Annotated in this window: 20 protein-coding genes; 10 read left to right on the top strand and 10 right to left on the bottom strand. The window is 62.2% G+C overall.

Annotation, left to right across the window (positions count from 1 at the left end; all coding sequences use genetic code 11):
* Nucleotides 1-43: 43 nt before the first annotated feature.
* The gene (locus tag BJP05_RS08355; protein ID WP_070363001.1) at nucleotides 44-733 is read left to right on the top strand and encodes a VIT family protein; all 690 of its coding nucleotides are present in this window, start codon (nucleotides 44-46) and stop codon (nucleotides 731-733) included.
* On the opposite strand, the gene BJP05_RS08350 is transcribed toward BJP05_RS08355, so the two are convergent.
* The 4 genes from BJP05_RS08350 to BJP05_RS08335 form a co-directional block, all read right to left on the bottom strand.
* The gene (locus tag BJP05_RS08350; RefSeq protein ID WP_070363000.1) at nucleotides 730-1815 is read right to left on the bottom strand and encodes a trimeric intracellular cation channel family protein; all 1086 of its coding nucleotides are present in this window, start codon (nucleotides 1813-1815) and stop codon (nucleotides 730-732) included. The two genes, BJP05_RS08355 and BJP05_RS08350, sit on opposite strands and share 4 nt — an antisense overlap.
* A 64-nt stretch (nucleotides 1816-1879) precedes the next feature.
* Nucleotides 1880-3118 (bottom strand): hypothetical protein, encoded by a 1239-nt coding sequence (locus BJP05_RS08345; RefSeq protein ID WP_070362999.1) that lies wholly within the window; start codon nucleotides 3116-3118, stop codon nucleotides 1880-1882.
* A 12-nt stretch (nucleotides 3119-3130) separates the two neighbouring features.
* Nucleotides 3131-4093, bottom strand: coding sequence for a C40 family peptidase (locus tag BJP05_RS08340; protein WP_084028610.1), 963 nt, complete (start codon nucleotides 4091-4093; stop codon nucleotides 3131-3133).
* Nucleotides 4093-4374: a hypothetical protein gene (locus tag BJP05_RS08335; protein WP_070362998.1), complete on the bottom strand. Its 282-nt coding sequence runs from the start codon at nucleotides 4372-4374 to the stop codon at nucleotides 4093-4095. Before BJP05_RS08335 ends, BJP05_RS08340 begins: the two co-directional genes overlap by 1 nt.
* A gap of 62 nt (nucleotides 4375-4436) precedes the next feature.
* Here BJP05_RS08335 and upp point away from each other — a divergent pair, with 62 nt between their 5' ends.
* The 4 genes from upp to BJP05_RS08315 all read left to right on the top strand — a co-directional run bounded on the left by upp (nucleotide 4437) and on the right by BJP05_RS08315 (nucleotide 8219).
* Nucleotides 4437-5072, top strand: coding sequence for a uracil phosphoribosyltransferase (gene upp, locus BJP05_RS08330; RefSeq protein ID WP_070362997.1), 636 nt, complete (start codon nucleotides 4437-4439; stop codon nucleotides 5070-5072).
* Nucleotides 5073-5133: 61 nt separating this feature from the next.
* A complete protein-coding gene (locus BJP05_RS08325) occupies nucleotides 5134-5490 on the top strand; it encodes a helix-turn-helix domain-containing protein (protein WP_240492741.1) in 357 nt (118 codons plus the stop codon).
* 52 nt (nucleotides 5491-5542) lie between these two features.
* A complete protein-coding gene (locus tag BJP05_RS08320) occupies nucleotides 5543-6721 on the top strand; it encodes an amidohydrolase (protein ID WP_070362995.1) in 1179 nt (392 codons plus the stop codon).
* 91 nt (nucleotides 6722-6812) lie between these two features.
* The gene (locus tag BJP05_RS08315) at nucleotides 6813-8219 is read left to right on the top strand and encodes an NAD(P)H-quinone dehydrogenase (RefSeq protein WP_070362994.1); all 1407 of its coding nucleotides are present in this window, start codon (nucleotides 6813-6815) and stop codon (nucleotides 8217-8219) included.
* Here BJP05_RS08315 and BJP05_RS08310 read toward each other — a convergent pair.
* On the bottom strand, nucleotides 8200-9510 hold the full coding sequence (locus BJP05_RS08310; protein WP_070362993.1) for a short-chain fatty acyl-CoA regulator family protein: 1311 nt from the start codon (nucleotides 9508-9510) through the stop codon (nucleotides 8200-8202). The genes BJP05_RS08315 and BJP05_RS08310 overlap by 20 nt on opposite strands.
* Before the next feature lie 187 nt (nucleotides 9511-9697).
* On the opposite strand from BJP05_RS08310, the gene prpD reads away from it, so the two are divergent.
* The 4 genes from prpD (at nucleotide 9698) to BJP05_RS08290 (ending at nucleotide 16988) form a co-directional block, all read left to right on the top strand.
* On the top strand, nucleotides 9698-11209 hold the full coding sequence (gene prpD, locus BJP05_RS08305) for a 2-methylcitrate dehydratase PrpD (RefSeq protein WP_070362992.1): 1512 nt from the start codon (nucleotides 9698-9700) through the stop codon (nucleotides 11207-11209).
* Between the two features lies 1 nt (nucleotide 11210).
* Nucleotides 11211-12131 (top strand): methylisocitrate lyase, encoded by a 921-nt coding sequence (gene prpB / locus BJP05_RS08300; protein ID WP_070362991.1) that lies wholly within the window; start codon nucleotides 11211-11213, stop codon nucleotides 12129-12131.
* 51 nt (nucleotides 12132-12182) lie between these two features.
* Nucleotides 12183-13343 (top strand): bifunctional 2-methylcitrate synthase/citrate synthase, encoded by a 1161-nt coding sequence (locus BJP05_RS08295; RefSeq protein WP_070362990.1) that lies wholly within the window; start codon nucleotides 12183-12185, stop codon nucleotides 13341-13343.
* Between the two features lie 195 nt (nucleotides 13344-13538).
* Nucleotides 13539-16988 carry a pyruvate carboxylase gene (locus BJP05_RS08290; protein ID WP_240492740.1) on the top strand — a complete coding sequence of 1150 codons (3450 nt, stop codon included), beginning with the start codon at nucleotides 13539-13541 and terminating at the stop codon, nucleotides 16986-16988.
* Between the two features lie 17 nt (nucleotides 16989-17005).
* On the opposite strand, the gene BJP05_RS08285 is transcribed toward BJP05_RS08290, so the two are convergent.
* Nucleotides 17006-17503, bottom strand: a complete 498-nt coding sequence (locus tag BJP05_RS08285; RefSeq protein WP_070362988.1) for a GNAT family N-acetyltransferase — start codon at nucleotides 17501-17503, stop codon at nucleotides 17006-17008.
* 64 nt (nucleotides 17504-17567) lie between these two features.
* On the opposite strand from BJP05_RS08285, the gene BJP05_RS08280 reads away from it, so the two are divergent.
* A complete protein-coding gene (locus BJP05_RS08280) occupies nucleotides 17568-18470 on the top strand; it encodes a hypothetical protein (RefSeq protein ID WP_070362987.1) in 903 nt (300 codons plus the stop codon).
* On the opposite strand, the gene BJP05_RS08275 is transcribed toward BJP05_RS08280, so the two are convergent.
* The 4 genes from BJP05_RS08275 to BJP05_RS11335 form a co-directional block, all read right to left on the bottom strand.
* On the bottom strand, nucleotides 18457-18942 hold the full coding sequence (locus BJP05_RS08275; protein WP_070362986.1) for a GNAT family N-acetyltransferase: 486 nt from the start codon (nucleotides 18940-18942) through the stop codon (nucleotides 18457-18459). The genes BJP05_RS08280 and BJP05_RS08275 overlap by 14 nt on opposite strands.
* 3 nt (nucleotides 18943-18945) lie before the next feature.
* Entirely contained in the window at nucleotides 18946-20718 is a 1773-nt protein-coding gene (locus tag BJP05_RS08270) for a biotin carboxylase N-terminal domain-containing protein (protein WP_070362985.1), read from the bottom strand.
* Between the two features lie 136 nt (nucleotides 20719-20854).
* A complete protein-coding gene (locus tag BJP05_RS08265; RefSeq protein ID WP_070362984.1) occupies nucleotides 20855-21538 on the bottom strand; it encodes a hypothetical protein in 684 nt (227 codons plus the stop codon).
* 545 nt (nucleotides 21539-22083) lie between these two features.
* Nucleotides 22084-22254 carry a hypothetical protein gene (locus BJP05_RS11335; RefSeq protein ID WP_168156198.1) on the bottom strand — a complete coding sequence of 57 codons (171 nt, stop codon included), beginning with the start codon at nucleotides 22252-22254 and terminating at the stop codon, nucleotides 22084-22086.
* Nucleotides 22255-22569: the final 315 nt, after the last annotated feature.

Below are 22569 nucleotides of genomic sequence, written 5' to 3'. Positions count from 1 at the left end.
CGCTTTGTTGCGCGGGTGTGTAGTTTCAGCCACGATGTAGCGCATGGTTGCGGTTGAAGGCATGAATGAGCGGCTGAACAAGCTGCGCGCGGCAGTGCTCGGCGCGAATGATGGCATCGTTTCGACGGCCGCGGTGGTCGTCGGCGTCGCGGGTGCTACCCCGAACGTTCCCGCGATCGCTACGGCCGGCATCGCCGCGCTGATCGGTGGCGCAGTGTCGATGGCGCTCGGCGAGTACGTGTCCGTGTCCTCCCAGCGGGATATGGAAAGCGCCTTCATTGAGCGCGAGCTTGAGCTGCACAAGGAGGACCCGCACGAGGAGTTCGAGCACCTGGTCGCAGGCTACGTCGCGTCTGGTTTGAGCTCGAAGACGGCGCTGAAGGTGGCGAAGGAGCGCACCGCCGAGGACCCCATCAAGGCCCACTTGGAAATGCACTACGGCATCGACGAGGACGACCTTGCGAACCCATGGTCCGCGGCCATTGCGTCGTTCATTTCCTTCTTCCTCGGTGCGTTGCTGCCGCTTGCTGCGGTGCTACTTCCGCCAGACTCGTGGCGTGTGGCGTCGACGTTCATTGTGACTCTCGTGGCGCTGGCGGCAACTGGCGCGATCTCTGCTCGCACTGGTGGCGCGAGCGTGACGCGCGCCGTGTTGCGCTTGGTCATCGGCGGTGGGCTTGGACTTGCCATCACCTTCGGCGCTGGCTGGGCCTTCGGCACCGCGGCGCTCTAAGAGTTTCGTGCCTCGTACTGCTTGACCAGCCGCTCGATGAGCTCGTCGGTGAGTTTGTCGTCCTGCAGAATCATGTCCAGCATCTTGCTGGCGGTCTGATCAAGGTTGCGGTCCTCGTCGTAGGAATCGCCGGAGAGATCCACCCCGATGCCGTCGAGCAGCGACTCGCTTGTCGACGCCCCCTCCGCCACATCCTGGCCTTCCTCCACGTTGATCGCCTCGAACTGGGATGTGAACTCCTGGAGGAACGCATCCGCCTCGTGGACTGCTTCCGAACGGCCTTTGCCGCGCTTGACTTCCGATTCGATCCTGCGCTGGAGCGCCTTTTCCATCTGGCGGTGGCGCCAGGAGCGCACGCGGGTCGGCTCGAGTTCACGCGCGATGTTGCGTGAGCGACGCTCCGCTTTCCGAGCCAGTTCAGCGAGGTGTGCCGCGGTCTGGTTTACCGGCGCGAACTCGGAGTTCGTGGAGATTCGCCAGTTTCCGTAGTAGCCGAGCAGGAAGAGTCCGAAGCTCACCATCGGGCCAATCACCATCCCGATCGCCATGTGGCCCGTGGCGTGCCCAAGCAGCACGATGACAGAGCATGCCACGGCTGGAATGACCGTTGGTTGGTTGTTGCCGAAGACACTCGGCTCGCGGCCGGTGACGACGTCGCGGATCATGCCGCCGCCCGTCGCGGTGAACACGCCCATCATGATCGCAGGCAGGACCGGCAGCCCGTACGTCAGGGCTTTCGACGCCCCGGTGGCCGCCCACAGCGCTGAGACGAAGGCGTCGCCATGGCTTTCAAGCACGCTCCACGCGCGCCCTTTGAAGTATGTAAAGCGCGCGATCACCGCGCCGGTAAAAGCCAGGATGAGGTACTCCGGCTGGCTCATTGCCGCCACGGTGCCTTCGTTGATGAGGACGTCGCGAAGCATGCCTCCGCCGAGTGCGGAGAGCATCGCGATGAAGAAAAACCCGATGATGTCGTAGCCACGGTGGCGTGCGATTGTGCCACCGATGATGCCCATCAGTAAGACACCGGATACATCGAACCAACGATAAATAGCGGAGATTAACGGATCGACCTGGTCCATGGTGGCACATTTTACGTGTGCCAGAATCCGGCGTCTTCGACGGCCTCAGGAATTTAGGCTGCGACTAGAACTTGGAGAAGCGCTTGATGAGCTGCAGCTCCATCTCGTTCCACGCCTCAGCCTTATCCGTAAACGGCGCAGATGGGACGTAGCCTGCGGCTTCGGTGGAGCCCAGCATGTACGCCAGGTAGTCCTGCATGCGTGGGTTTGCCAGGAGGAATGAATTGAGCGAGTCGTCCTTGGCCCAGTCGGCGGCGTCGGCAAGCAGCTCGTAGGCCTTCGCCATCTGCTTGGTATCGACGCTATCGACGCCCTGCTTGATGTCCTGCGCGATGCCGTTGAAGGAGTAGGAGTTGTCCGGGTGGACGGTGACCTCGAGCTCACCAGCGTTTGCCAGGGTAACCAGGTCAGGCCAGGTTGCTACTGCGGCGAGGTCATGGTCATCGTTCTCGATAATCCAGCGTCCAAGGTGTTTGGTGGACGGGAACGTGAAGATTTCACCGTACTTGCCCAGGAATACCGGGTTGGAGCCCAAGTAGGTGCGCAACGTGTAGACGCTCTTGCCCTGGATGGAAACCTTCACTGGGTCGATTCCGGCACGTGCCCACGCGGAGTTGTCGTATGGGTCTTGCGCCTCCTGCTCAGCACGCTCGGCCTCGCTGGCTTGCTGCTTCGCCTCTTCGCGGGCCTTTTGTGCGGCCTCGATAGCTGCGGCAGCGGCGCTGACCGCTGCCGCGTCGATGGAGTCCGTCTTCACCACGCGGACCGATTCGTCGAGGGATTTGACTACCTCTTCCCAGTTCGCCAGCACGACGCGGCCGACACCAGACCACTCGTCCAGGCCGTTCTCACCCTGGTAGTGATCAGAGCCGCGGTTGACGTTGCCCAAAATCGAGTGGGAGGCGAAGAAGATCAGTGCTGGCTCTGCCGCCGCTACCTCCGCGAGGGAGCGCGAAATCTGCAGCACGCGGGACAGGTGCGAGACGTTCTCGTGGCTTGGGCGGCCAGCCAGCAACTCCGGTGCACCAATGATGTCGAAGTACTGCTTGTCATTCGGCACCACACGGTCGTCGCCCTGGTTGGAAAACTGCTCCCACTTGGGGTGGTCCGCCAGGTCATGCTTCGGCGTGTTGTTGATGTATGCGAGCAGCGCCTCGGGGGATTCGAAGACGAGCACCGAGTTTTCATCGCCGAAAAAGGCCTGCCACTCGGAGCCGTGCTCCTTCCAGGTTGGCGCCCACAGGGTGTAGAAATCGCCGTCGGTCAGTGAAAGCTTGACGGGCAAAATAGCACGGGTAATCATGCAGCAAATCTATCACGCTGTTGGACGCCAGAAACCTTTGAAGGCCATTCCCATGTTTTCTGTTCGCACCGGGTTCATCTGAACTGGGTCGCCAGCTTCGATGAGCATCCCGTCACCGGCGTACATGGCAACGTGTCCATCCCACACCGCGAGGTCGCCCGGTTGCAGGTCCTCGTAGCGGACCTGTTGCCCGATATTTTGCTCTTGGGCTAGGCGTGGCAGCTCCACACCGGCCTGCCGATACGCCCAGCTTGTCAGCCCGGAGCAGTCGAACCCGCCGGGCGCAGATCCACCCCACGCGTACCGTGTGCCGAGCTGTTGTTTCGCCGCCGCGACCGCAGCCTCACCAGTTGCCGAGCCGCCCCGGGAGGGAGGATGTCCCGCCTGCTGGACGGCGGCGAGCGGGGTGACCTCGTTCTTAGCGTGAGGGAGTTCGCGGGCTGTGATGAGGCGCTCGAGCTCGTACATGGCGGCTTTTGCTTGCGAGGATGCGGCAATAGCGGGTTGGCTCGCTGCGTATGCCACGATCTCTGAGAGCTGCTTGGCCAGTGGTGCGAGGTCGTTCGCCAGCCCGTTGAGAGTGAGCCCAGCCTGGGTGACCGCCCACGCGACCTGGGCGGCGATCTTGATCCCCGCTCCGATCGCAGTTGCAGGGTTGAGTAGCAGTGGTAGGAGCGGTTGGGTGTCTCGGATGAGGTCAACCACGATATTGCTCAGGTCTTTGGCGGCAAAGAACACGAGGCTGCTCGCCTGACCGAACATCTTCACAATGGTGTCGCGATCTTTCCCCAGCAGGTTCGCAGCATTGCGCAGCGTCTGGCCCGCAGGGTGCGCCCCTACGAACGCGGCAAGGGGCTCGATGGCGGAAAAATCTGGAGTGGACAGGAATGGGAGTTGGGGAAGTGGGGCAGGGACGTGTCGCAGAATGAGCTGCGCTGCCGCGATCGGGTCAATGCCCGCAGCCAGTGCAGCCATCACAACACCGCCTGAAGAAGGTTGCTGAATCGCTCATCAACGCTGATGGCCGCTTTTACAGCCAGGAGCATCGCGAAAGCGACGCGGCTTGCTTCCTCACTCAAAGCCTCGCTTCTCGCGTTTTCCTGCTCCACGGCCTGCGAGAGCGCCTGGCTGAACTCCGCGAGCGGCCACACATTGGGAACCGGAACGTTTGGCAGTGGTTGGAGCGCAGCGGCGTCGTCGCGTAGCGAGTCAGCGTGCGAATGGATCGTTGATTGGTCAAAAGCGAAAGTAGTCATAAGAGGTTGGACGCACAGAGTCAGTAAACGGTTCCCTCCGAATTTCAATTACCATGTGAATCATGGAAATTACCGTTGTTGACCACCCCCTAGCAGCCTCCCGTCTGACACTGATGCGCGATGAGCGAAGCGACAACACCGCGTTTCGTGCCGCACTCGCTGACCTGGGCGCGATGCTGATATATGAGGCGTCGCGTGACCTGAAAACCGAAACCTTTGAAACCAAAACGCCGGTTGCAACAGCCACCGGCGTTCGCTTGGAAAAGCCCCCAATTATTGTTCCGATCATCCGTGCCGGCCTCGGAATGATTGACCCGGCGTTGTCCATGATCCCGGACGCGCAGGTCGGCTTCATCGGCATGGCGCGCGACGAGCAGACGCACGAGCCGGTTCCATACCTCGAGGCGCTGCCCGACGACCTGTCGGGACAGCCGGTGTTCTTGGTTGACCCGATGCTGGCCACGGGAGGTTCCCTCATCCACGCGATTGAACTGTTGGAAGGCCGTGGGGCAGACGACATTACTTGTGTGTGCATGGTCAGTGCGCAGCCGGGCGTCGACAAGCTGAAGCAGCACGGCGGATCGGTGCGACTGATCACCGCCGTCATTGACCCAGGACTCAACGAGGACGCGTACATCGTGCCGGGCCTCGGCGACGCCGGAGATAGGTTGTACGGGCCACGCAATATTGACCTCTAGTCAAAGTAACGTGCGTCGGATATAATCACCGGAAGTTTGTTACGTACACGAGGGGGTATACGTGTTCTTTCAAGGGAGTCTTGGCGCACGTTTTTCGGATGTGGATTCGGACCAGTACTGGGCCAGCTACGCGTTTGCGTTAGGGGAGAAGATCCGCGCGCTGCGAACAATGCAGGGGCTATCGCAGGCGTACCTGGCGGAGCGGGCGGGGATCTCTCGTTCGCTGCTCTCTAACCTGGAGCGCAATAGCTACAACAGGAATAGGGCTGCTGACCCCACGCTTTCGACGATCTACCGGATCGCTGCCGCGCTCGATGTTTCGCCGCTGCAGCTGCTTCCAGCGGACGAGGAGCAGGTGGACGAACACGACCAGTCACAAGATTCGGCGGAGATGAGCGTAGAATCATTGCCACAATAAGGCGCAGTGGGAGCCACGCGCACAAATGCTGGGTGAAGGGTGAACATACACGATGACGGCCGGAGGAATTGCGCGCGCGGTAGACCAATGGGTGAAGGAACATCACTCGACAATGGTGGAGTGGCGCCGTCACTTCCACTCCTACCCGGAGCTTTCCAACCAAGAGTTCGCCACCACCGAGTTCATTGCGAAGGTGCTGCGTGAGCACGGCCTTGAGCCCGTCCTCTTTCCCGGCACGGGACTCTACGTCGACCTGGGCCCAAAGGACGGCAAGCGGCTCGCGTTCCGCGGCGACATCGACGCCCTGAAAGTGCCTGAGCAAACCGGTTTGCCGTTCGCATCCCAGCACCCGGGCGTTTCCCACTCGTGCGGCCACGACGTGCATACGACGGTGGCGCTCGCGCTGGCGTGCGCCTTATCGACGGTCCAGCTGCCGCTCGGCGTACGCATCATCTTCCAGCCGGCGGAAGAAGTGATGAACGGCGGTGCGCTCGACGTGATCGAGTGGGGCGCGCTGCAGGATGTCGCGAGCATTTACGCCCTCCATGCTGAACCGAAACTGCGCGTAGGCCAGATCGGTGTGCGCACGGGCGCTATTACCTCGGCGTCGGACGTGCTGCGCATTACGGTTAACGGGCCTGGCGGCCACACCTCTCGTCCGCAGCTTTCGGCGGACGTGGTCTACGCGCTCGGGGCGCTGATTACGCAGTTGCCGGCGCTGCTGTCGCGCCGGGTCGACCCACGTACGGGCACGGTGTTGGTGTTCGGGCACGTCGAGTCGGGCGACGCGGCGAACGCGATCCCGAAGACAGGCGAGCTACTGGGCACGTTGCGGACAGCGGATATCGGGACGTGGCGGATCCTCGAAGATCTGGTTACTGACCTGATTGACCTCGTCGTCGCACCGACCGGGTGCACGTACCACCTCGACTACATGCGGGGCGTGCCACCGGTGCTCAACGATGACGCCGCGACGGCGATCGGGGTACAGGCAGGGCGCAGGATCGACCCACACGCGGTGGTGACCGCGCCGCAGTCCTCGGGCGGGGAGGACTTCTCTTGGTACCTGGAGCACGTCCCCGGGTCGATGTTCCGGCTCGGTGCCTGGAGCGGTGAGGGAGAGATGCAGGACCTGCACCAAGGCAACCTTGATATTGATGAGCGAGCACTTGAAGTTGGGGTGCGTTTGTTCGGAGGGGTCGTCGAAAAGTACGCCGAAAACCTCAGCTAGTGCAACTTTTGGTTGGTAACGAAGCCGTGGGCGGCCGTGTAGACTAGCCAGGTATTTGTGCGAACGACGAAGACCGTTGAGGAGTATGTAGGTGTCGAAGAAGATCGTCATCATTGGCGGAGGGCCAGCTGGTTACGAGGCTGCGCTGGTTGCATCAAAGTACGGGGCCGATATCACCATTGTGGAAGACAATGGTTTGGGCGGCTCCGCTATCCGCAAGGACGTTGTTCCTTCGAAGAGCTTTATCGCCGGCGCCAACATTAAGACGGACCTTCGCCGTGCAGACGACATGGGGCTCAACCACGGGCTTGGGGAAGCCCAGCTTTCGCTGACCGCCCTGAACGCGCGCGTGATCGCGCTGGCTGATAAGCAGTCCAGTGACATCGCTAAGCAGTTGGAGCAGCGTGGCGTGCGCCTTATCCAGGGGCGCGCTCGTTTTACGGACCAACAGCACGGTCACACCACGCACCGCGTGGAGGTGCACTGCGAGGGCAAAGACACCGAGATTATTGATTGCGACATGGTGCTGGTGTGCACCGGCGCGAACCCGCGCGTGCTGCCGGGCGCTGAGCCGGACGGCGAGCGCATCCTGAACTGGCGTCAGATGTACAGCCTGCAGGAGATGCCGACGCACCTGATCGTGGTCGGTTCCGGTGTGACCGGTGCTGAGTTTGTTTCTGCGTTCGCTGAGCTGGGCGTCGAGGTGACCATGGTTGCTTCGCGTGACCGCATCCTGCCGCACGATGACGCCGATGCCGCTGACGTGCTCGAGGAGGTGCTCGCGGGCCGTGGCGTCCACTTGGAGAAGCACGCTCGCGTGGAGTCGGTGACGAACACTGGCGACGGCGTGGTTGTGCGCACGACGGACGGGCGCGAGATCGCCGGTTCGCACGTGATGATGTCCATTGGTTCGATTCCGAACACGGCGGACCTCAACCTGGAGGCGGCCGGTGTGGAAGTCGCCCCGTCGGGCCACATCATTGTTGACCGCGTGTCGCGTACCAACGTTGCAGGTATTTACGCTGCGGGTGACTGCAGCGACCTGATGCCGCTGGCATCGGTCGCGGCGCAGCAGGGACGCATTGCGGTCGACCACGCGCTGGGCGAGGGCGTGTCACCGGTACGCCTGAAGACGGTGGGCAACGCGGTCTTTACCCGCCCGGAGATCGCCGCGGTTGGTGTGACGCAGCAGCAGATCACCGACGGCGAGGTTGACGCGGACATCTACAAACTGGACCTGTCCACGAACCCTCGCGCAAAGATGCGTTCCCTCCAGCACGGTTTTGTGAAGATCTTCGCCCGCAAGGGCTCCGGCCAGGTACTCGGTGGCGTGATTGTCGCACCGACTGCCTCCGAACTGATTCTGTCGCTGACCATCGCGGTAGCCAACGACCTGACTGTGCGTCAGCTGGCGAACTCGATGGCGGTGTACCCGTCCCTGTCCGGTTCGATTACAGAGGCGGCACGCAGGCTGATTGCTAAGTCCGATCTGGACTAGCGGTCGGGCTAGAACTAGGCGGCCCCGGAAACGCTCGCTGCGGACAGGATGTTCGTGGGCAGGTAGCGCAGCCGGGGCCGATTTTTGTTGCCGATTCGGGGGAGATGTTCAGTCCGTCGGCGTAGATCATGCGTTGGGCGAACGCGATATCGCAGCCCAGCACCACCGCGTGCTCCCGGCGCGGGGAGTCGAATCCTACGACGGGGCCCTGCACCATCCGCGCAATCCATAGGTAGGTCCGGCCGTCCGGCATGACGGCGACCTGACGCGTCACTCTATTCGAAGTTTCAAACGCGCGGTGCACGACCCACAACGGGCAGCCCCCACCGTGGCGCGAGAAGTGGAAGGCTGTCGATGACTGCCGCTTCGATATGTTGCCTGCCCGGTCGGTGCGCACGAAGACGAACGGAATCGCCTCTGCGCCGGGGCGCTGCAACGTCGCGAGGCGCTGGCAGGTTGACTCGAAACCAGTGCCGAAGCGCGCGGAGATGACGTCGATGTCGTAGCGGGTTTCTTCGGCAGCTTGGAGGAGCTCCGCGTAGGGCATGGTGACAGCGGCGGCGAAGTACTGCGCCAGCCCGTGGCGCGCGAGCTGGACGGGCTCGGGCTGTGTCGATTCGTCGAAAGTGTCGCGGACGTACTCGTCGATGAGCTCTGCGAAGGCGGTGCGGCCGTAGTGGTAGGCGAGTTCAAAGCACTGCTGGGACTCGGTGAGTCCGGTGCGTAGGCGGATCTCGCGCTGGTCGTGCTGCAGGGTCGAGCGGGGGCCGTGGGCGTATTGGTTGAAGCGCACTTGGATGCCGTATTCCCTGTCGAAGGTTGCCGCGAGGCGTGTCAGTCGCAGTTGCCGGTTCGCGGCGTGCGCTGCGAGCTGCTCGGCAGCAACGTCGAGCTCGTGGAAGTAGTTCTTGTGGTTCTGGAAGAATTCACGCACGAGTGCGTGGGGGTGTTCGGAGTCGGTGGCCTCGGGTGAAGGCAGCACCCTGAGAGAGTTGGCGATGTCGGGGAAGCGCTGTGCGAACTCGTGCAGTTTCGGCTGTGGGACGTCGGGGAGTAGCTCGGAAAGCTCGTTGACCACGCGTTGGTCTTCATCGGGGGAGAAGAAAGTGGTGGAGAGCTGAAACGCGTGGGTGAGTTGGAGGAGCACGCTGACGGTGAGTGGACGCTGGTCGTTTTCGAGCTGGTTGAGGTAGCTCGTTGAGATGTCTATGCGGCGGGCCATTTCGCCTTGTGTGAGTTCGAGTTCATGGCGGAGCGTCTGTATCTTTGCCCCCGCGTACAGCTTTGCCATCGTACCTTTCTCCCATTTTGTATGCGTGTACTGCGTAGTTAACAGAATTTGCACAAGTAGCAGAATTTGTACGCAGAAGTTTACATGCGAAAATCATGGCCCGCATCACATTTGGCTCCCTAGTATGAGCTGCAACATCAACGAGGTTTCGCGGTAGCGGAACTACAACGAAGACGAAGGAGCCAAGATGATCGAACACAACGTGCGCACGCACCGTTCGGCAGAAGATTTCCCGATTGAAGAGCACCTCGCATACAAGATCGCCAAGGTTGCAGCAGACCCGGTAGAGGTTCCAGCTGATACGACTGAGATGATCATCAACCGCATTATCGACAATGCGTCGGTCGCCGTCGCTTCCTACGGTCGCCGCCCAGTCGCGACCGCTCGCGTGATGGCGGAGGCACATCCAGTATCCGAAGGCGGTGCGCAGATTTTTGGTGTCGACGGCTCCTACTCCGCAGAGTGGGCCGCATTCGCCAACGGTACAGCGGTCCGCGAGCTGGACTTCCACGACACCTTCCTCGCGGCGGAGTACTCCCACCCGGGCGACAACATTCCGCCGATCCTTGCAGTAGCACAGCACAAGGGCCTCGACGGTAAGGCGCTGATCCGTGGTATCGCGACCGGCTACGAGATCCAGGTCAACCTGGTCAAGGGTATTTGCCTGCACGAGTGGAAGATTGACCACGTGGCGCACCTCGGCCCATCTGTTGCGGCGGGTCTGGGCACCATGCTGAACCTGGACATTGACACCATCTACCAGGCGGTTGGCCAGGCGCTGCACACTACGACGGCGACGCGCCAGTCCCGCAAGGGCCTCATCTCTTCTTGGAAGGCGTCCGCCCCGGCATTCGCCGGCAAGATGGGCATCGAGGCCGTCGACCGCGCGATGCGCGGCGAGGGTGCACCCGCTCCGATTTGGGAGGGCGAGGACGGCTTCATCGCCTGGATGCTGCATTCCCCAGAACGCACCTACGTGGTGCCACTGCCTGCAGACGGTGAGGCAAAGCGCGCAATCCTGGATACCTACACCAAGGAGCATTCGGCTGAGTACCAGTCGCAGGCCCCAATCGACCTGGCGCGCCGCATGAAGCAGACCATCGCGGATGCCGGTAAGTCCACCGCCGATATCGAGTCCATCGTGCTGCACACCTCGCACCACACGCACTACGTCATCGGCACCGGCGCCAACGACCCTCAGAAGATGGACCCGAAGGCATCCCGCGAGACCCTCGACCACTCGATTATGTACATCTTCGCCGTAGCACTCGAGGACGGCACGTGGCACCACGTCGACTCCTACGCCCCGGAACGCGCGAACCGCCCAGAGACGGTCACGCTGTGGCACAAGATCTCCACCGTCGAGGACCCGGAGTGGACGCGCCGCTACCACTCGCAGGACCCGGCCGAGAAGGCGTTCGGCGCAAAGGCCGTCATCACCTTCAACGACGGCACCGTCATCGAGGATGAGATGGCCGTGGCGGACGCTCACCCACTGGGGGCACGCCCGTTTGCCCGTGAGCAGTACATCCAGAAGTTCCGCACGCTGGCGGAAGGGATCGTCGATAAGGAAGAGCAGGACCGTTTCCTTGAAGACGTGCAGAACCTCGAGCAGCTCACCGACTTGAGCAAGCTCAACATCAAGGTGAACGCGGACGCGCAAGCCAATGCTCCTCAGATCCCAGGAGGGATTTTCTAAGATGTTTGTTCCTGATACAACGCCAAATGAGCGCCGACTGGCGCTGCGGGCCTCACTCGAGTCCACCGAAATTACAAAACTGCCCGGCGCGTTCAATCCGCTGACGGCTCGACTCATCGAGGACATCGGTGGCTTCGAAGGTGTCTACGTCTCCGGCGCGGTACTCGCCAACGACCTAGGCCTGCCGGATATTGGGCTGACCACACTGACGGAGGTCGCGCAGCGCGGCGGGCACATCGCTCGCGCTACGAACCTTCCAGTGCTTATCGACGCCGACACCGGCTTCGGCGAACCGATGTCCGCAGCACGCACCGTGGCTGAGTTCGAGGCCGCGGGGCTTGCCTCGCTGCACCTGGAGGACCAGGTGAACCCGAAGCGCTGCGGGCACCTCGACGGCAAGGAAGTAGTGCCGCGTGACCTGATGGTGCGACGCATCAGCGCCGCAGTAAAGGAGCGCCACGACGATGCATTCGTCATCTGTGCGCGTACCGACGCGGCTGGCATCGAGGGCATCGACTCCGCAATCGAGCGGGCCAAGGCTTACGCAGATGCCGGCGCGGACCTTATCTTTACGGAGGCACTCTATACCGAGAAGGACTTCGAGACCTTCCGCAAGGCCGTCGATATCCTGCTGCTGGCGAACATGACGGAGTTCGGTAAGACCAAGCTGCTCTCCGCCGGAACCTTGCAGGACCTCGGCTATAACGCGGTGATCTGGCCGGTGACCACGTTCCGCCTCGCAATGGGGCAGACCGAGGCCATGCTCCGCGACATCGCGGAAACCGGCACGCAGGAGCCGTGGTTGGACCGCATGCAGCACAGGTCCCGCCTATACGAGCTGGTCAAGTACGAAGACTTCAACCAGTTCGACCAGTCCGTCTTCACATATTCCAAGGACACCTACTCGTCCACATTCGAGTAATCCCTATCCCGCATCCCTAACCCAATCCCTATCCTGAAAGGACTTCATCCCATGACCACTCAAGAAATCAAGAAGGGCCTCGCTGGCGTCGTTGCGGACTACACCGCAATCTCCAAGGTCAACCCTGAGACCAACTCCCTGCTGTACTACGGTTACCCGGTCCACGAGCTGGCAGAGCACTGCACCTTCGAAGAGGTTGCGTACCTGCTTTGGCACGGCGAGCTGCCAGACAAGTCGGGCGCAGAGGAGTTCCGCCTCGGATGCATGAACAACCGCGACATCGATGAGGAACTCATCCAGGTCATTAACTACCTGCCGAAGGACTGCCACCCGATGGACGTGCTGCGCACCGCAGTGTCCTTCCTGGGCACCCGCGACGAGTACAAGTTCACCCCGGATGCTGACCACATCCGCAAGATCGGTACCGAGCTGCTGGCGAAGCTGCCGACCATCGTGGCCACCGACATTCGCCGCCGCCAGGGCAAGGGCTACATCGCCCCGAGCAAGGACAAGGGCTTCTCGGAGAACTTCCTCTGGATGGTCTTCGGCGACGAGGAAGGCTCCCCGGCAACCATCCCGTCGGATATTGAGGCATTCGAGAAGACCATGATTCTCTACGCGGAGCACTCCTTCAACGCCTCCACGTTCACCGCCCGCACGGTGACCTCGACGCAGTCCGACGCCTGGTCCGCGATCACCGCGGCTATCGGCGCACTGAAGGGCCCGCTGCACGGTGGCGCGAACGAGTTCGTCATGCACCACATGAAGGAAATCGACGACCCAGCAAACGCGGAGCAGTGGTGCCTGAACAAGCTGAAGAACAAGGAGCTCGTCATGGGCTTCGGCCACCGCGTGTACAAGAAGGGCGACTCGCGCGTGCCGACCATGGAAGCCGCGTTCAAGAAGCTCGCCGCGGAGCACAAGGACCAGGGCGCCGAGAAGTGGGTGGAAATCTACGACATCATGGCGAAGACGATGTACGAGAACACGTCCATCAACATCCGCCCGAACCTGGACTTCCCGTCCGGCCCGTCCTACTACATCCTGGGCTTTGACATCGAGTTCTTCACGCCGCTGTTCGTGATGAGCCGCATCACCGGCTGGACCGCGCACATCATTGAGCAGTACGAGAACAACTCGCTGATCCGCCCACTGTCCGCGTACAACGGCCCGGAGGAGCGTCACCTGGACGGCACCTACCAGCCGCAGTAAGCCAGAACGACGGGTGGTCTGCCTTTGGGGCGGACCATCCGTTTTGTTTGTTTTTATATGAGAGGCGTTGACCGCTGACCCCAACTTGGGGGGTAATCGCTATGGGAACAGATGCAATTGTGCATTTTCCCGTGGTGTGGCGCCAACCTGCGTTAGGATTGTCAGGCCAACCAAATAACATTCAAACTGTCACGTATGTCACAGTATGGAAGGATTGCATCGATGGAGCAGCTCCCCCTGAATGACCTCCCGGCATTCAAAAAGATCTTGGTAGCAAACCGTGGCGAAATCGCGGTTCGTGCCTTCCGCGCAGCATTTGAGACTGGCGCAAAAACTGTCGCGGTGTACCCGCGCGAGGACCGAAAGTCCTACCACCGACCGTTCGCCGACGAAGCCGTACGAATTGGTGTTGAGGGCCAGCCGGTCAAGGCGTACCTGGACATCGACGAAATTATCCGTGCGGCGAAAGAGACCGGCGCCGATGCAATTTACCCGGGCTATGGGTTCCTCTCGGAGCGCGCAGACCTTGCGCGCGCTTGCCGCGACAACGGCATTAAGTTCATCGGCCCAAGCCCAGAGGCGCTTGAGCTGACTGGTGACAAGGCGGCCGCTGTGCACGCTGCTGAGCGCGCCGGGCTGCCGACGTTGAAGGACTCCGAGCCGTCAACTGACCCGGCGGAGCTCGCCGAGATTGCGAAGGAATTCACCTTCCCGGTCTTCGTCAAGGCAGTCGCCGGTGGTGGTGGGCGCGGTATGCGCTTCATCGAGAAGATCGAAGATGTCGAGCGCCTCGCGGCAGAGGCATCCCGCGAGGCGGAGGCAGCGTTTGGCGACGGCCACGTGTACCTCGAGCGAGCGGTCATCCGCCCGCAGCACATTGAGGTGCAGATCATGGCGGACTCCTACGGCAACGTGGTGCACCTGTTTGAGCGCGACTGCTCGCTGCAGCGCCGTCACCAGAAGGTCGTCGAAATCGCTCCGGCACAGCACATCACGCAGGAACAGCGTGAGCGCATCTGCCAGGACGCGGTGAACTTCTGTAAGGAGATCAACTACGAGGGCGCCGGTACCGTCGAGTTCCTCGTTGACGAGCAGGGCAACCACGTCTTCATTGAGATGAACCCGCGTGTCCAGGTGGAGCATACCGTCACCGAGGAAATCACCGGCGTGGACATCGTGAAGAACCAGATGTACATCGCTGCGGGCGCGAAGCTCGAGGACGTGCACCTGACCCAGGACCTCATCGAGATGAACGGTGCGGCGCTGCAGTGCCGCATCACCACGGAGGACCCGAACAACGGGTTCCGTCCGGACTCCGGCGTGATCACCGGCTACAGCTCCCCGGGTGGCGCGGGTGTGCGTCTCGACGGCTCCGCAAACGTCGGTACCGAGATCACCCCGAACTTCGACTCCCTGCTTGTGAAGATGACGTGCCGTGGCCGTAACTTCCAGGTTGCCGTCGACCGCGCACTGCGCGCGCTTAACGAGTTCACCGTCACCGGTGTCTCCACCAATATTGGCTTCCTGCGCGCGCTGCTGTCCGACGAGGACTTCCGCTTCAAGCGCATCAACACCGGCTTTATCAACGATCACCCGTTCTTGCTTGAGGCTCCTGCCGCGGCTGACGATGCCGGCAAGATCCTCGACTACCTGGCGAACGTGACCGTCAATAAGCCAAACGGCCCACGCCCGACCTCGATTCGTCCTTCGAAGAAACTGCCGGAGTTCGATTACGGCGACCTGCCACGTGGCTCCCGCGACGACCTGCTGGAGCTCGGCCCGACGAAGTGGGCGGAAAAGATCCGCAACCAGACGGCTCTCGGGGTGACCGAGACGACGTTCCGCGATGCGCACCAGTCGCTGCTGGCAACCCGCATCCGTACGAACACGCTGGTCGCTGCGGCGAAGCACGTCGGCCACATGACGCCACAGCTCGCCTCTGTAGAGGCGTGGGGCGGCGCCACCTACGACGTGGGCATGCGCTTCCTGCACGAGTCTCCGTGGATGCGTCTCGACGCCCTGCGTGAAGCCATCCCGAACGTGAATATCCAGATGCTGCTGCGCGGCCGCAACACCGTGGGCTACACGCCGTACCCGGACTCGGTGACGAAGGCGTTCGTGAACGAGGCGGCGTCGTCAGGCATTGATATCTTCCGCATCTTCGACGCCCTCAACGACGTTTCCCAGATGCGCCCCGCTATCGAGGCTGTTCTGGAGACCAACACCACCGTCGCCGAGGTTGCGATGGCGTACTCGGGCAACCTGCTCGACCCCGCCGAGGACATCTACACGCTGGACTACTACCTGCGTCTGGCCGAAGAGATTGTCGACGCCGGCGCGCACGTCCTGGCGATCAAGGATATGGCCGGCCTGATGCGTCCGGGCGCTGCCGCGAAACTGGTCAAGGCGCTGCGCGAGCGCTTCGACCTGCCTGTTCACGTGCACACTCACGACACGGCTGGCGGCCAGCTAGCGACCTACCTGGCGGCCGCAAATGCTGGCGCGGACATTGTGGATGTGGCGTCGGCACCGCTGGCGGGTACCACCTCGCAGCCGTCGCTGTCCGCACTCGTTGCTGCCTTCGCGAACACCGAGCGTGACACCGGCATTGACCTGCAGGCTGTCAGCGACCTCGAGCCGTACTGGGAGGCCGTGCGCCAGGTTTACGCTCCGTTTGAATCTGGTATTCCTGGCCCGACCGGTCGTGTGTACAAGCACGAAATCCCGGGCGGTCAGCTTTCCAACCTGCGTACGCAGGCGAAGGCGCTGGGCCTGGGCAACCGCTTCGAGCTCATCGAGGACTACTATGCCGCGGTGAACGAGATCCTCGGCCGCCCGACGAAGGTCACGCCGTCGTCGAAGGTTGTGGGTGACCTTGCGCTGCACCTGGTGGGTGCGGGCGTGGACCCGAAGGACTTCGCGGAGAACCCGCGCAAGTACGACATCCCTGAGTCCGTCATCGGCTTCCTGCAGGGTGAACTGGGTACGCCTCCGGGTGGCTGGCCGCTGCTGCGCGACAAGGCGCTCGAGGACCGCCAGGAAGTCGACCACACGGTGGACGTGCCGGAAGAGCTCGCTGGTGACCTTGATTCCGAGGACCACGTGACGCGCCGTGCTGCGCTGGACCAGCTGCTGTTCCCGAAGCAGTACAAGGAGTTCCTGGAACACCGCCGCACCTACGGCATCACGGACCACCTGTCGGACCGCACCTTCTTCTACGGCCTTGTTGAGGGTGAGGAGACGATGATCTGGTACGGCGAGCTCGAGGATCACCTGCCGCCGCTCGTGGTCAACCTTGACGCCGTGGGCGAGCCCGATGAGAAGGGCATGCGCCAGGTCATCCTGACGGTCAACGGCCAGATCCGTCCGATGCAGGTCAGGGACGAGAACGCCGAGTCCACAGTCGCCGAGGTGGAGAAGGCTGATCCGTCGCAGGAAGGCCACGTTGCGGCACCGTTCGCTGGTGTGGTGAACGTGACCGTCAAGCCTGGCGACGAAGTCAAGGCCGGCGACCAGGTTGCTTCTATCGAAGCGATGAAGATGGAGGCCGCGATCTCGGCGACGAAGGACGGCACCATCGAGCGAGTCGCCTTCACGCAGGCAACCAAGGTGGAGGGCGGCGACCTGGTCGTCGTGATCTCCTAAAGGGTTTCTCGCCGCAGTTAGCCGACGTTGCAGTCAAACACCATGACATTGGCAACGTCGGCAACCGTGGTGAAGCCGAACTGCTCGTAACGGTGGCGCGCACGCTCGTTGTCTGGGTCAACCCAGAGAGCGACGCGGGGCGCGCCTTGTTGCGCTGCAAGCTCAATGACTGCGCGTAGCAGTTTCGAGCCGAGCCGGTGGCCTGCGAAGCGGCGTTCCACCGCGATGGCGAGCTCCGGCACGTCGGGGCCGAGGTTTGCGTGGCCTGCATCCGGGTCATCCCAGTAGCGCAGCCACACGCCACCGGCGGGGGTGCGGAACTCATCGCAGGCGATAATGCCGCCGTCGCGCTCCGGGTCCCAGTGGTCCACGTAGTCGGTCACCCCGAGGCGCTCCTCGTGCCCGACGGGCGCGGTTTCATCGCCGAATACGTCCGCAAGAAAGTTCAGGCGCTGCAGGTACATGCGGTCTGATTCGGTGGCTTGGCGTAGAGTAAACGACTTGTTTTGTGTCATGGTGCCACTGTAACGCGACTACTACGGATAGGCGCAGCCAGGGCCGTGCGGTACCCTGTGGCCTATGCGAGGAGGAACTGCACGCGGCATCGGGGCCGTCACTGTGGCGTTGGCCCTTGGTATCTCACACGGGGCTGCGGTCGCGGCGCCGGTGGTGCAGCAGGGGGGTCTGATTGTTGTTGGTAGCAACGTGAAATGCACCGTCGCGATGAATGACAAAAACCAGGGCGTGAGCTACACCAGCGCCCACTGTGGCAGCAACGGGGATCGTGTCACCGTCCAGGGGGCCGAAGGCCTCACCGGAACGTTTATCCCCTCGCCGTTGTACCGCGATGAGGAGGATTACACCGCGAACGACTGGGCCATGGTGGTCTGGGACGACGGCGTGGCCCTCGGCCCGAACTGGCTCAGCGGAGACACCCTTATTTCCCCAGGCACGACGCTGACCTCGAAGGATCGCGTGTGTACCTACGGCGGGGTGACGAAGGCGAAGCGCTGCGGCTCGTTCGCTGCGCGCCTCGGCAACACGGTGTTCAGCACGCTCCCAGATGGCCAGGCAGGCGACTCCGGTGCACCCGTGTGGGTCGAAGGCAAAGGAATGATCGGGCCGTACTCGGGCGTGAGCAACATCTCCTCATCGTCGGGCGTGCGCGGGCTTTCCCGCGCGGTTCACCCGGAAGACGGCCGCGACTACGGCAGCGATGACGAAATCGAGGTGCTCAAGCGCTGGTTCCATATCGACGGCCCCGTGGTGCACACCGCCAAGCGCCCAGTAGAAACGGCTGCGAACGCAGGGGCGCAGTTGGGCAAGCGCCTGGACTCGCTGTCCTCCGAGGATGACTCCGCAGTGCGCGGTGTGTTGCCAGTCGTGCTGGCAATCGTGTTGGGCGTACTCGTCGCCGCGGCACCCGACATCGTCTCTATCGTCGAATCGTGGCGCTCAATCGCAGCGGCTAGAGGTCAATAACCATCGTGCCCGGGTGTGGGGCATCGGCAACATCCCGGAAGCCGAATTTCTCGTAGACGTGGCGCGCTTTGGGGTTGTCGGCGTCGACAGATAAAGCGAGCTGTCGCGCACCCTTGTCGCGCGCGAGCTCGCAAGCCTGCTCAATCAGCGTGCGTGACAGGCCCTTGCCCTGCGCGCGGGCCTCAATCGCGATGGCGAACTCGGGGATATCCGGCCCAAGGTTTGCCCACCCCACGGCGGAGGTATCCTCCCAGAACCGCAGCCAGATCGCCCCGGCCGGTACGCCGAGGGCGTCGTAGACGATGACGCCGCCGTCGCGCTCCGGATCCCAGTCGCCGATGTAGCCTGCGGCGTAGGTGGGGTAGTCACTGAACAGTTCGCTCGATTCATCACCGTGCGCCTCGGCGAGGAAGTAAATACGCTCGAGGTACGTGCGGTCGGACTCGGTGGCCCGACGGAAACTAAAGTCCATGGGCTACTTCAACTCCATGAGCGTTGCGCCCTTGGCCGCTTGAGCGCCCTGCTCGGCTGCCAGGCCCGTCACGACGCCATCCTTGTGCGCCTTGACCGGGTTTTCCATCTTCATCGCCTCGAGCACGACGAGGACGTCGCCCTCAGCGACGGTGTCGCCCTCTGCCACGTTGACCTTGATCAAAGTTCCCTGTATCGGCGCCGTCACGGCGTCGCCGGATGCGGCGGTCTTCGCGGCCGATGCGCGGCGCTTCTTCGGCTTGCGGGCAGGGCCCGCACCGGGCACGAGTGCGGAAGGCAGGGCTACCTCGATGCGGCGGCCGTCAACCTCCACGGCAAACACCTGCTTATCGACGCCTGCTTCGCCCTCCACACCTTGATCATCAGCTGCGGTGACGGCTGGCATCTCGCCGTCCCAGGCCTCTTCGATCCAACGAGTGTAGACGTCGAACGAGGTGCCGTCGCCGATAAAGGCGTCGTGCTCGACCATTGCGCGGTGGAAGGGGATCACGGTCGGGATGCCCTCGACGACGTATTCCGCAAGCGCGCGGCGGGCACGATTCAGCGCTTCCTCGCGCGTTGCGCCGTACACGATCAGCTTGGCCAGCATCGAGTCAAACTGACCGTTAATCGCCGAACCTTCGCGCACGCCGGAGTCCACGCGCACGCCGGGCCCGGCTGGCTCGCGATAGACGTTGATCGGGCCAGGAGAAGGCATGAAGTTGATGGTTGGGTCCTCGCCGTTGATGCGGAACTCAAATGCGTGCCCGCGCGGCGTTGGGGTCTCCGTGATGCTGAGCTGCTCGCCACGGGCGATACGGAACTGCTCGCGTACCAAGTCCAGGTCGGTGGTCAGCTCAGTGACCGGGTGCTCTACCTGGAGGCGCGTGTTGACTTCCAAGAAAGACACCAGGCCGTCAGCGCCAACCAGGTACTCTACGGTGCCTGCGCCCGAGTAGCCGGCTTCCTTACAGATCGCCTCGGCGGAGCGCTCAATGCGCTCGCGCTGCTCATCGGTGAGGAACGGTGCAGGGGCTTCCTCGATAAGCTTCTGGAAGCGGCGCTGCAGCGAGCAGTCGCGGGTACCCACGACCACGACATTGCCGTGCTGGTCCGCGAGCACCTGCGCCTCAACGTGGCGAGCCTTATCCAGGTAGCGCTCCACGAAGCACTCGCCGCGGCCGAAAGCGGCAACGGCCTCACGGGTCGCGGACTCGAACAGCTCCGGGATTTCTTCCCGCGTATGTGCGACCTTCATACCGCGTCCGCCACCGCCGTAGGCGGCCTTAATCGCGATCGGGAGGCCGTGCTCATCTGCGAACGCAAGGACTTCCTGTTCGTCTGCGACCGGATGTTTCGTGCCGGGGGCCATCGGGGCGTCGACAGCTTCGGCGATGGCGCGGGCCGCCACCTTGTCACCCAGCGTGGCGATAGCCTCGGGGGAGGGGCCGATCCAGGTCAAACCGGCGTCGATAACTTTCTGTGCGAATTCAGCGTTTTCCGCGAGGAAACCGTAGCCGGGGTGAACGGCGTCCGCGCCCGAATCCGCCGCCACTTTGAGCAGCTTCGCCATGTCCAGATAGGTCTCTGCGGCGGTTTCCCCGCCGAGGGCGAACGCTTCATCGGCAAGGGAAACATATGGTGCGGCCGCGTCGCTGTCTGCGTACACCACAACGGACGCGATGCCTTCATCCTGGGCAGCACGAATGATGCGCACCGCGATCTCGCCGCGGTTTGCAACCAACACCTTGGTCACTTGCTGATTGTGAATAGGCACAAAAAATCCCGTCTTTCTCAAAGAGTCTGAGCTTTGCCGAAATATATCGGATTTTGCCACCCTATGTTACTACTTGCCGGTAGGTCCCAGCGATTCTCATAGCGAGGAGTGCATGAAACGCGTCGCGGGGGCGCGCTTAATCATACGTGCCCAGCAGGTAGCTGATGGAGGAGTCCCAGCTTTCGTGGAACTTCTCGACGTCCCCCGAGGCCGCTGCGATGCCTCCGTCGGTGGCGCGAAGCTCAGCAGAGTAGTGGTTGACGAAGCCTTCGGCGGTGTAATTGCCGCGCTCCGACCATTCGAAGACAGCAGCGCCATCCCCGAGCGGCTCGATGTTGTCGATGCGACCGAAAGCCTTCATCTCTTTGATCGGTTTGCCGTCGACGTAGAACGCTACTCCGTCGGTAATGGAGGCGCCGGTGCCAGCTGGGCGGTCCTTGTCCCCGAGTGAGCCGCGGAAGATGATCCAGCTCAGACGCTGACACGGGTCGTAGTGATTGTCGATGTCCTCGATCCAGTAGTTGAAGTCGCTGCCATCATCAGCGGGCATGCGCCCGGGCGTCGAGTTGGAGGGGTATGCCTCGCGTGGATCATTGGGTAGCTGGACACACGCATCCGCATTATTCTGCTGCGCTGGCTGCTTGGCAGGCGATGAGGCGGTGTCAGGGGTGTCTGAGGACGAGGGCTCTTCCACCACGGTGGTCTGTGTAATGGTGATGACGGGTGGTGTGTCTGTTTCGGAGCTGCACGCGGTGAAGGTCAGTGGTGCCAATACCGCGAGAGTGGCAGCTGATGCGCGGTTGAAAAGCATGCGTGTCATGGTTTCGTCCTGGGGTTAGATGAGAGGGGTGTGGTGACGCTGCCTGGGTCGGCGTCGGAAAGCATTTGGCGACAGACTATCAGTTTGTGCTTGTCGACGAGCCAGCGCTTACTGCGTGCCAGGGGGTTCGTGCTTGGCGCCGGAACACACAGGGCACTCGTCCAAGTGCCTGCTTGCCGACGCCACGTGGCACCCCAGCGTTACACTACGAGGCATGCTACGGATGGACGACTTTGCCTCAGTGATCTATTCGGCGGGCAAGGTTTTCGACAACCTCCGTACCAGACGGCTTGCGACTGAGGAGTTCTTGGCAAATGGCAGCACTGCCGGAATCGCCTCGCGGGCTGACTTGCAGCTGCTCCAAGACCTGCAGGACGCTGCACGAATTGCGCTGCGTGCGAAACACGACCGGCAGCCGGTGACCGCCGAGCTTGTGTGCGCACTCAACGCCGCGATCCTATGCGTAGCCGCGGGGTGCAGACACGGGGAAAGTGATTCCTGGCAGCCAACCTGGCAATGGGTTGGAGAGCAGGAGAGACTCAGAATTAGTCTCCGTAGTTCGCGAGGTAACGGATCTTCGGTGTGATCTCCACACGGCCTTTGCCCTCGCGGTGGCGCTTCATGATGAGCTTGGCCGCGGCGATCTGGCCCGCGTTCGGAGGAACGTTGGTCTTTGGGACGTAAAACTCTTGATTAGGGGTACGGCGCTTTTCCATTTATGTCACCTGCTCTCGGAGTCCCAACTCCTGGTTATTTGCTTGATTAATGAATCGACGAGGTCATTCTCATTATTTCCTAGGAAGGGCGCGTCATCAAGCGCATCGATGGCAGCGACACCGATGGCGACGACTTCTGGCTCTTTTGATACGCAAAGGTCCGTCGCCCAACGCAAATTTGAGCCCCACAAACGGGATGGGCTGGGAAGTGGTCCGCCCTGTCCTCGCAAAGCTTGACGTGACCGGTCGTATCACTCTCGCTCAGCCACGACGGCGACTACGCCACCGCCACCTGCCTGATATGTGCTTAGAAGT

This window comes from Corynebacterium sp. NML98-0116 (genome assembly GCF_001767255.1).
Taxonomy (GTDB): Bacteria; Actinomycetota; Actinomycetes; order Mycobacteriales; family Mycobacteriaceae; genus Corynebacterium; species Corynebacterium pseudogenitalium.
This window is presented reverse-complemented; position numbering and strand designations above follow the sequence as displayed.

What these genes read in the sequence shown, in the direction of transcription:
- BJP05_RS08320 (WP_070362995.1), top strand. Translation starts at nt 5,543, where the DNA reads ATGACGGCCGGAGGAATTGCGCGCGCGGTAGACCAATGGGTGAAGGAA.
- BJP05_RS08295 (WP_070362990.1), top strand. Translation starts at nt 12,183, where the DNA reads ATGACCACTCAAGAAATCAAGAAGGGCCTCGCTGGCGTCGTTGCGGAC.
- BJP05_RS08280 (WP_070362987.1), top strand. Translation starts at nt 17,568, where the DNA reads ATGCGAGGAGGAACTGCACGCGGCATCGGGGCCGTCACTGTGGCGTTG.
- upp (WP_070362997.1), top strand. Translation starts at nt 4,437, where the DNA reads ATGGAAATTACCGTTGTTGACCACCCCCTAGCAGCCTCCCGTCTGACA.
- prpD (WP_070362992.1), top strand. Translation starts at nt 9,698, where the DNA reads ATGATCGAACACAACGTGCGCACGCACCGTTCGGCAGAAGATTTCCCG.
- BJP05_RS08345 (WP_070362999.1), bottom strand. Translation starts at nt 3,118, where the DNA reads ATGATTACCCGTGCTATTTTGCCCGTCAAGCTTTCACTGACCGACGGC.
- BJP05_RS08355 (WP_070363001.1), top strand. Translation starts at nt 44, where the DNA reads ATGGTTGCGGTTGAAGGCATGAATGAGCGGCTGAACAAGCTGCGCGCG.
- prpB (WP_070362991.1), top strand. Translation starts at nt 11,211, where the DNA reads ATGTTTGTTCCTGATACAACGCCAAATGAGCGCCGACTGGCGCTGCGG.
- BJP05_RS08275 (WP_070362986.1), bottom strand. Translation starts at nt 18,942, where the DNA reads ATGGACTTTAGTTTCCGTCGGGCCACCGAGTCCGACCGCACGTACCTC.
- BJP05_RS08335 (WP_070362998.1), bottom strand. Translation starts at nt 4,374, where the DNA reads ATGACTACTTTCGCTTTTGACCAATCAACGATCCATTCGCACGCTGAC.
- BJP05_RS08340 (WP_084028610.1), bottom strand. Translation starts at nt 4,093, where the DNA reads ATGGCTGCACTGGCTGCGGGCATTGACCCGATCGCGGCAGCGCAGCTC.
- BJP05_RS08265 (WP_070362984.1), bottom strand. Translation starts at nt 21,538, where the DNA reads ATGACACGCATGCTTTTCAACCGCGCATCAGCTGCCACTCTCGCGGTA.
- BJP05_RS11335 (WP_168156198.1), bottom strand. Translation starts at nt 22,254, where the DNA reads ATGGAAAAGCGCCGTACCCCTAATCAAGAGTTTTACGTCCCAAAGACC.
- BJP05_RS08285 (WP_070362988.1), bottom strand. Translation starts at nt 17,503, where the DNA reads ATGACACAAAACAAGTCGTTTACTCTACGCCAAGCCACCGAATCAGAC.
- BJP05_RS08350 (WP_070363000.1), bottom strand. Translation starts at nt 1,815, where the DNA reads ATGGACCAGGTCGATCCGTTAATCTCCGCTATTTATCGTTGGTTCGAT.
- BJP05_RS08290 (WP_240492740.1), top strand. Translation starts at nt 13,539, where the DNA reads ATGTCACAGTATGGAAGGATTGCATCGATGGAGCAGCTCCCCCTGAAT.
- BJP05_RS08310 (WP_070362993.1), bottom strand. Translation starts at nt 9,510, where the DNA reads ATGGCAAAGCTGTACGCGGGGGCAAAGATACAGACGCTCCGCCATGAA.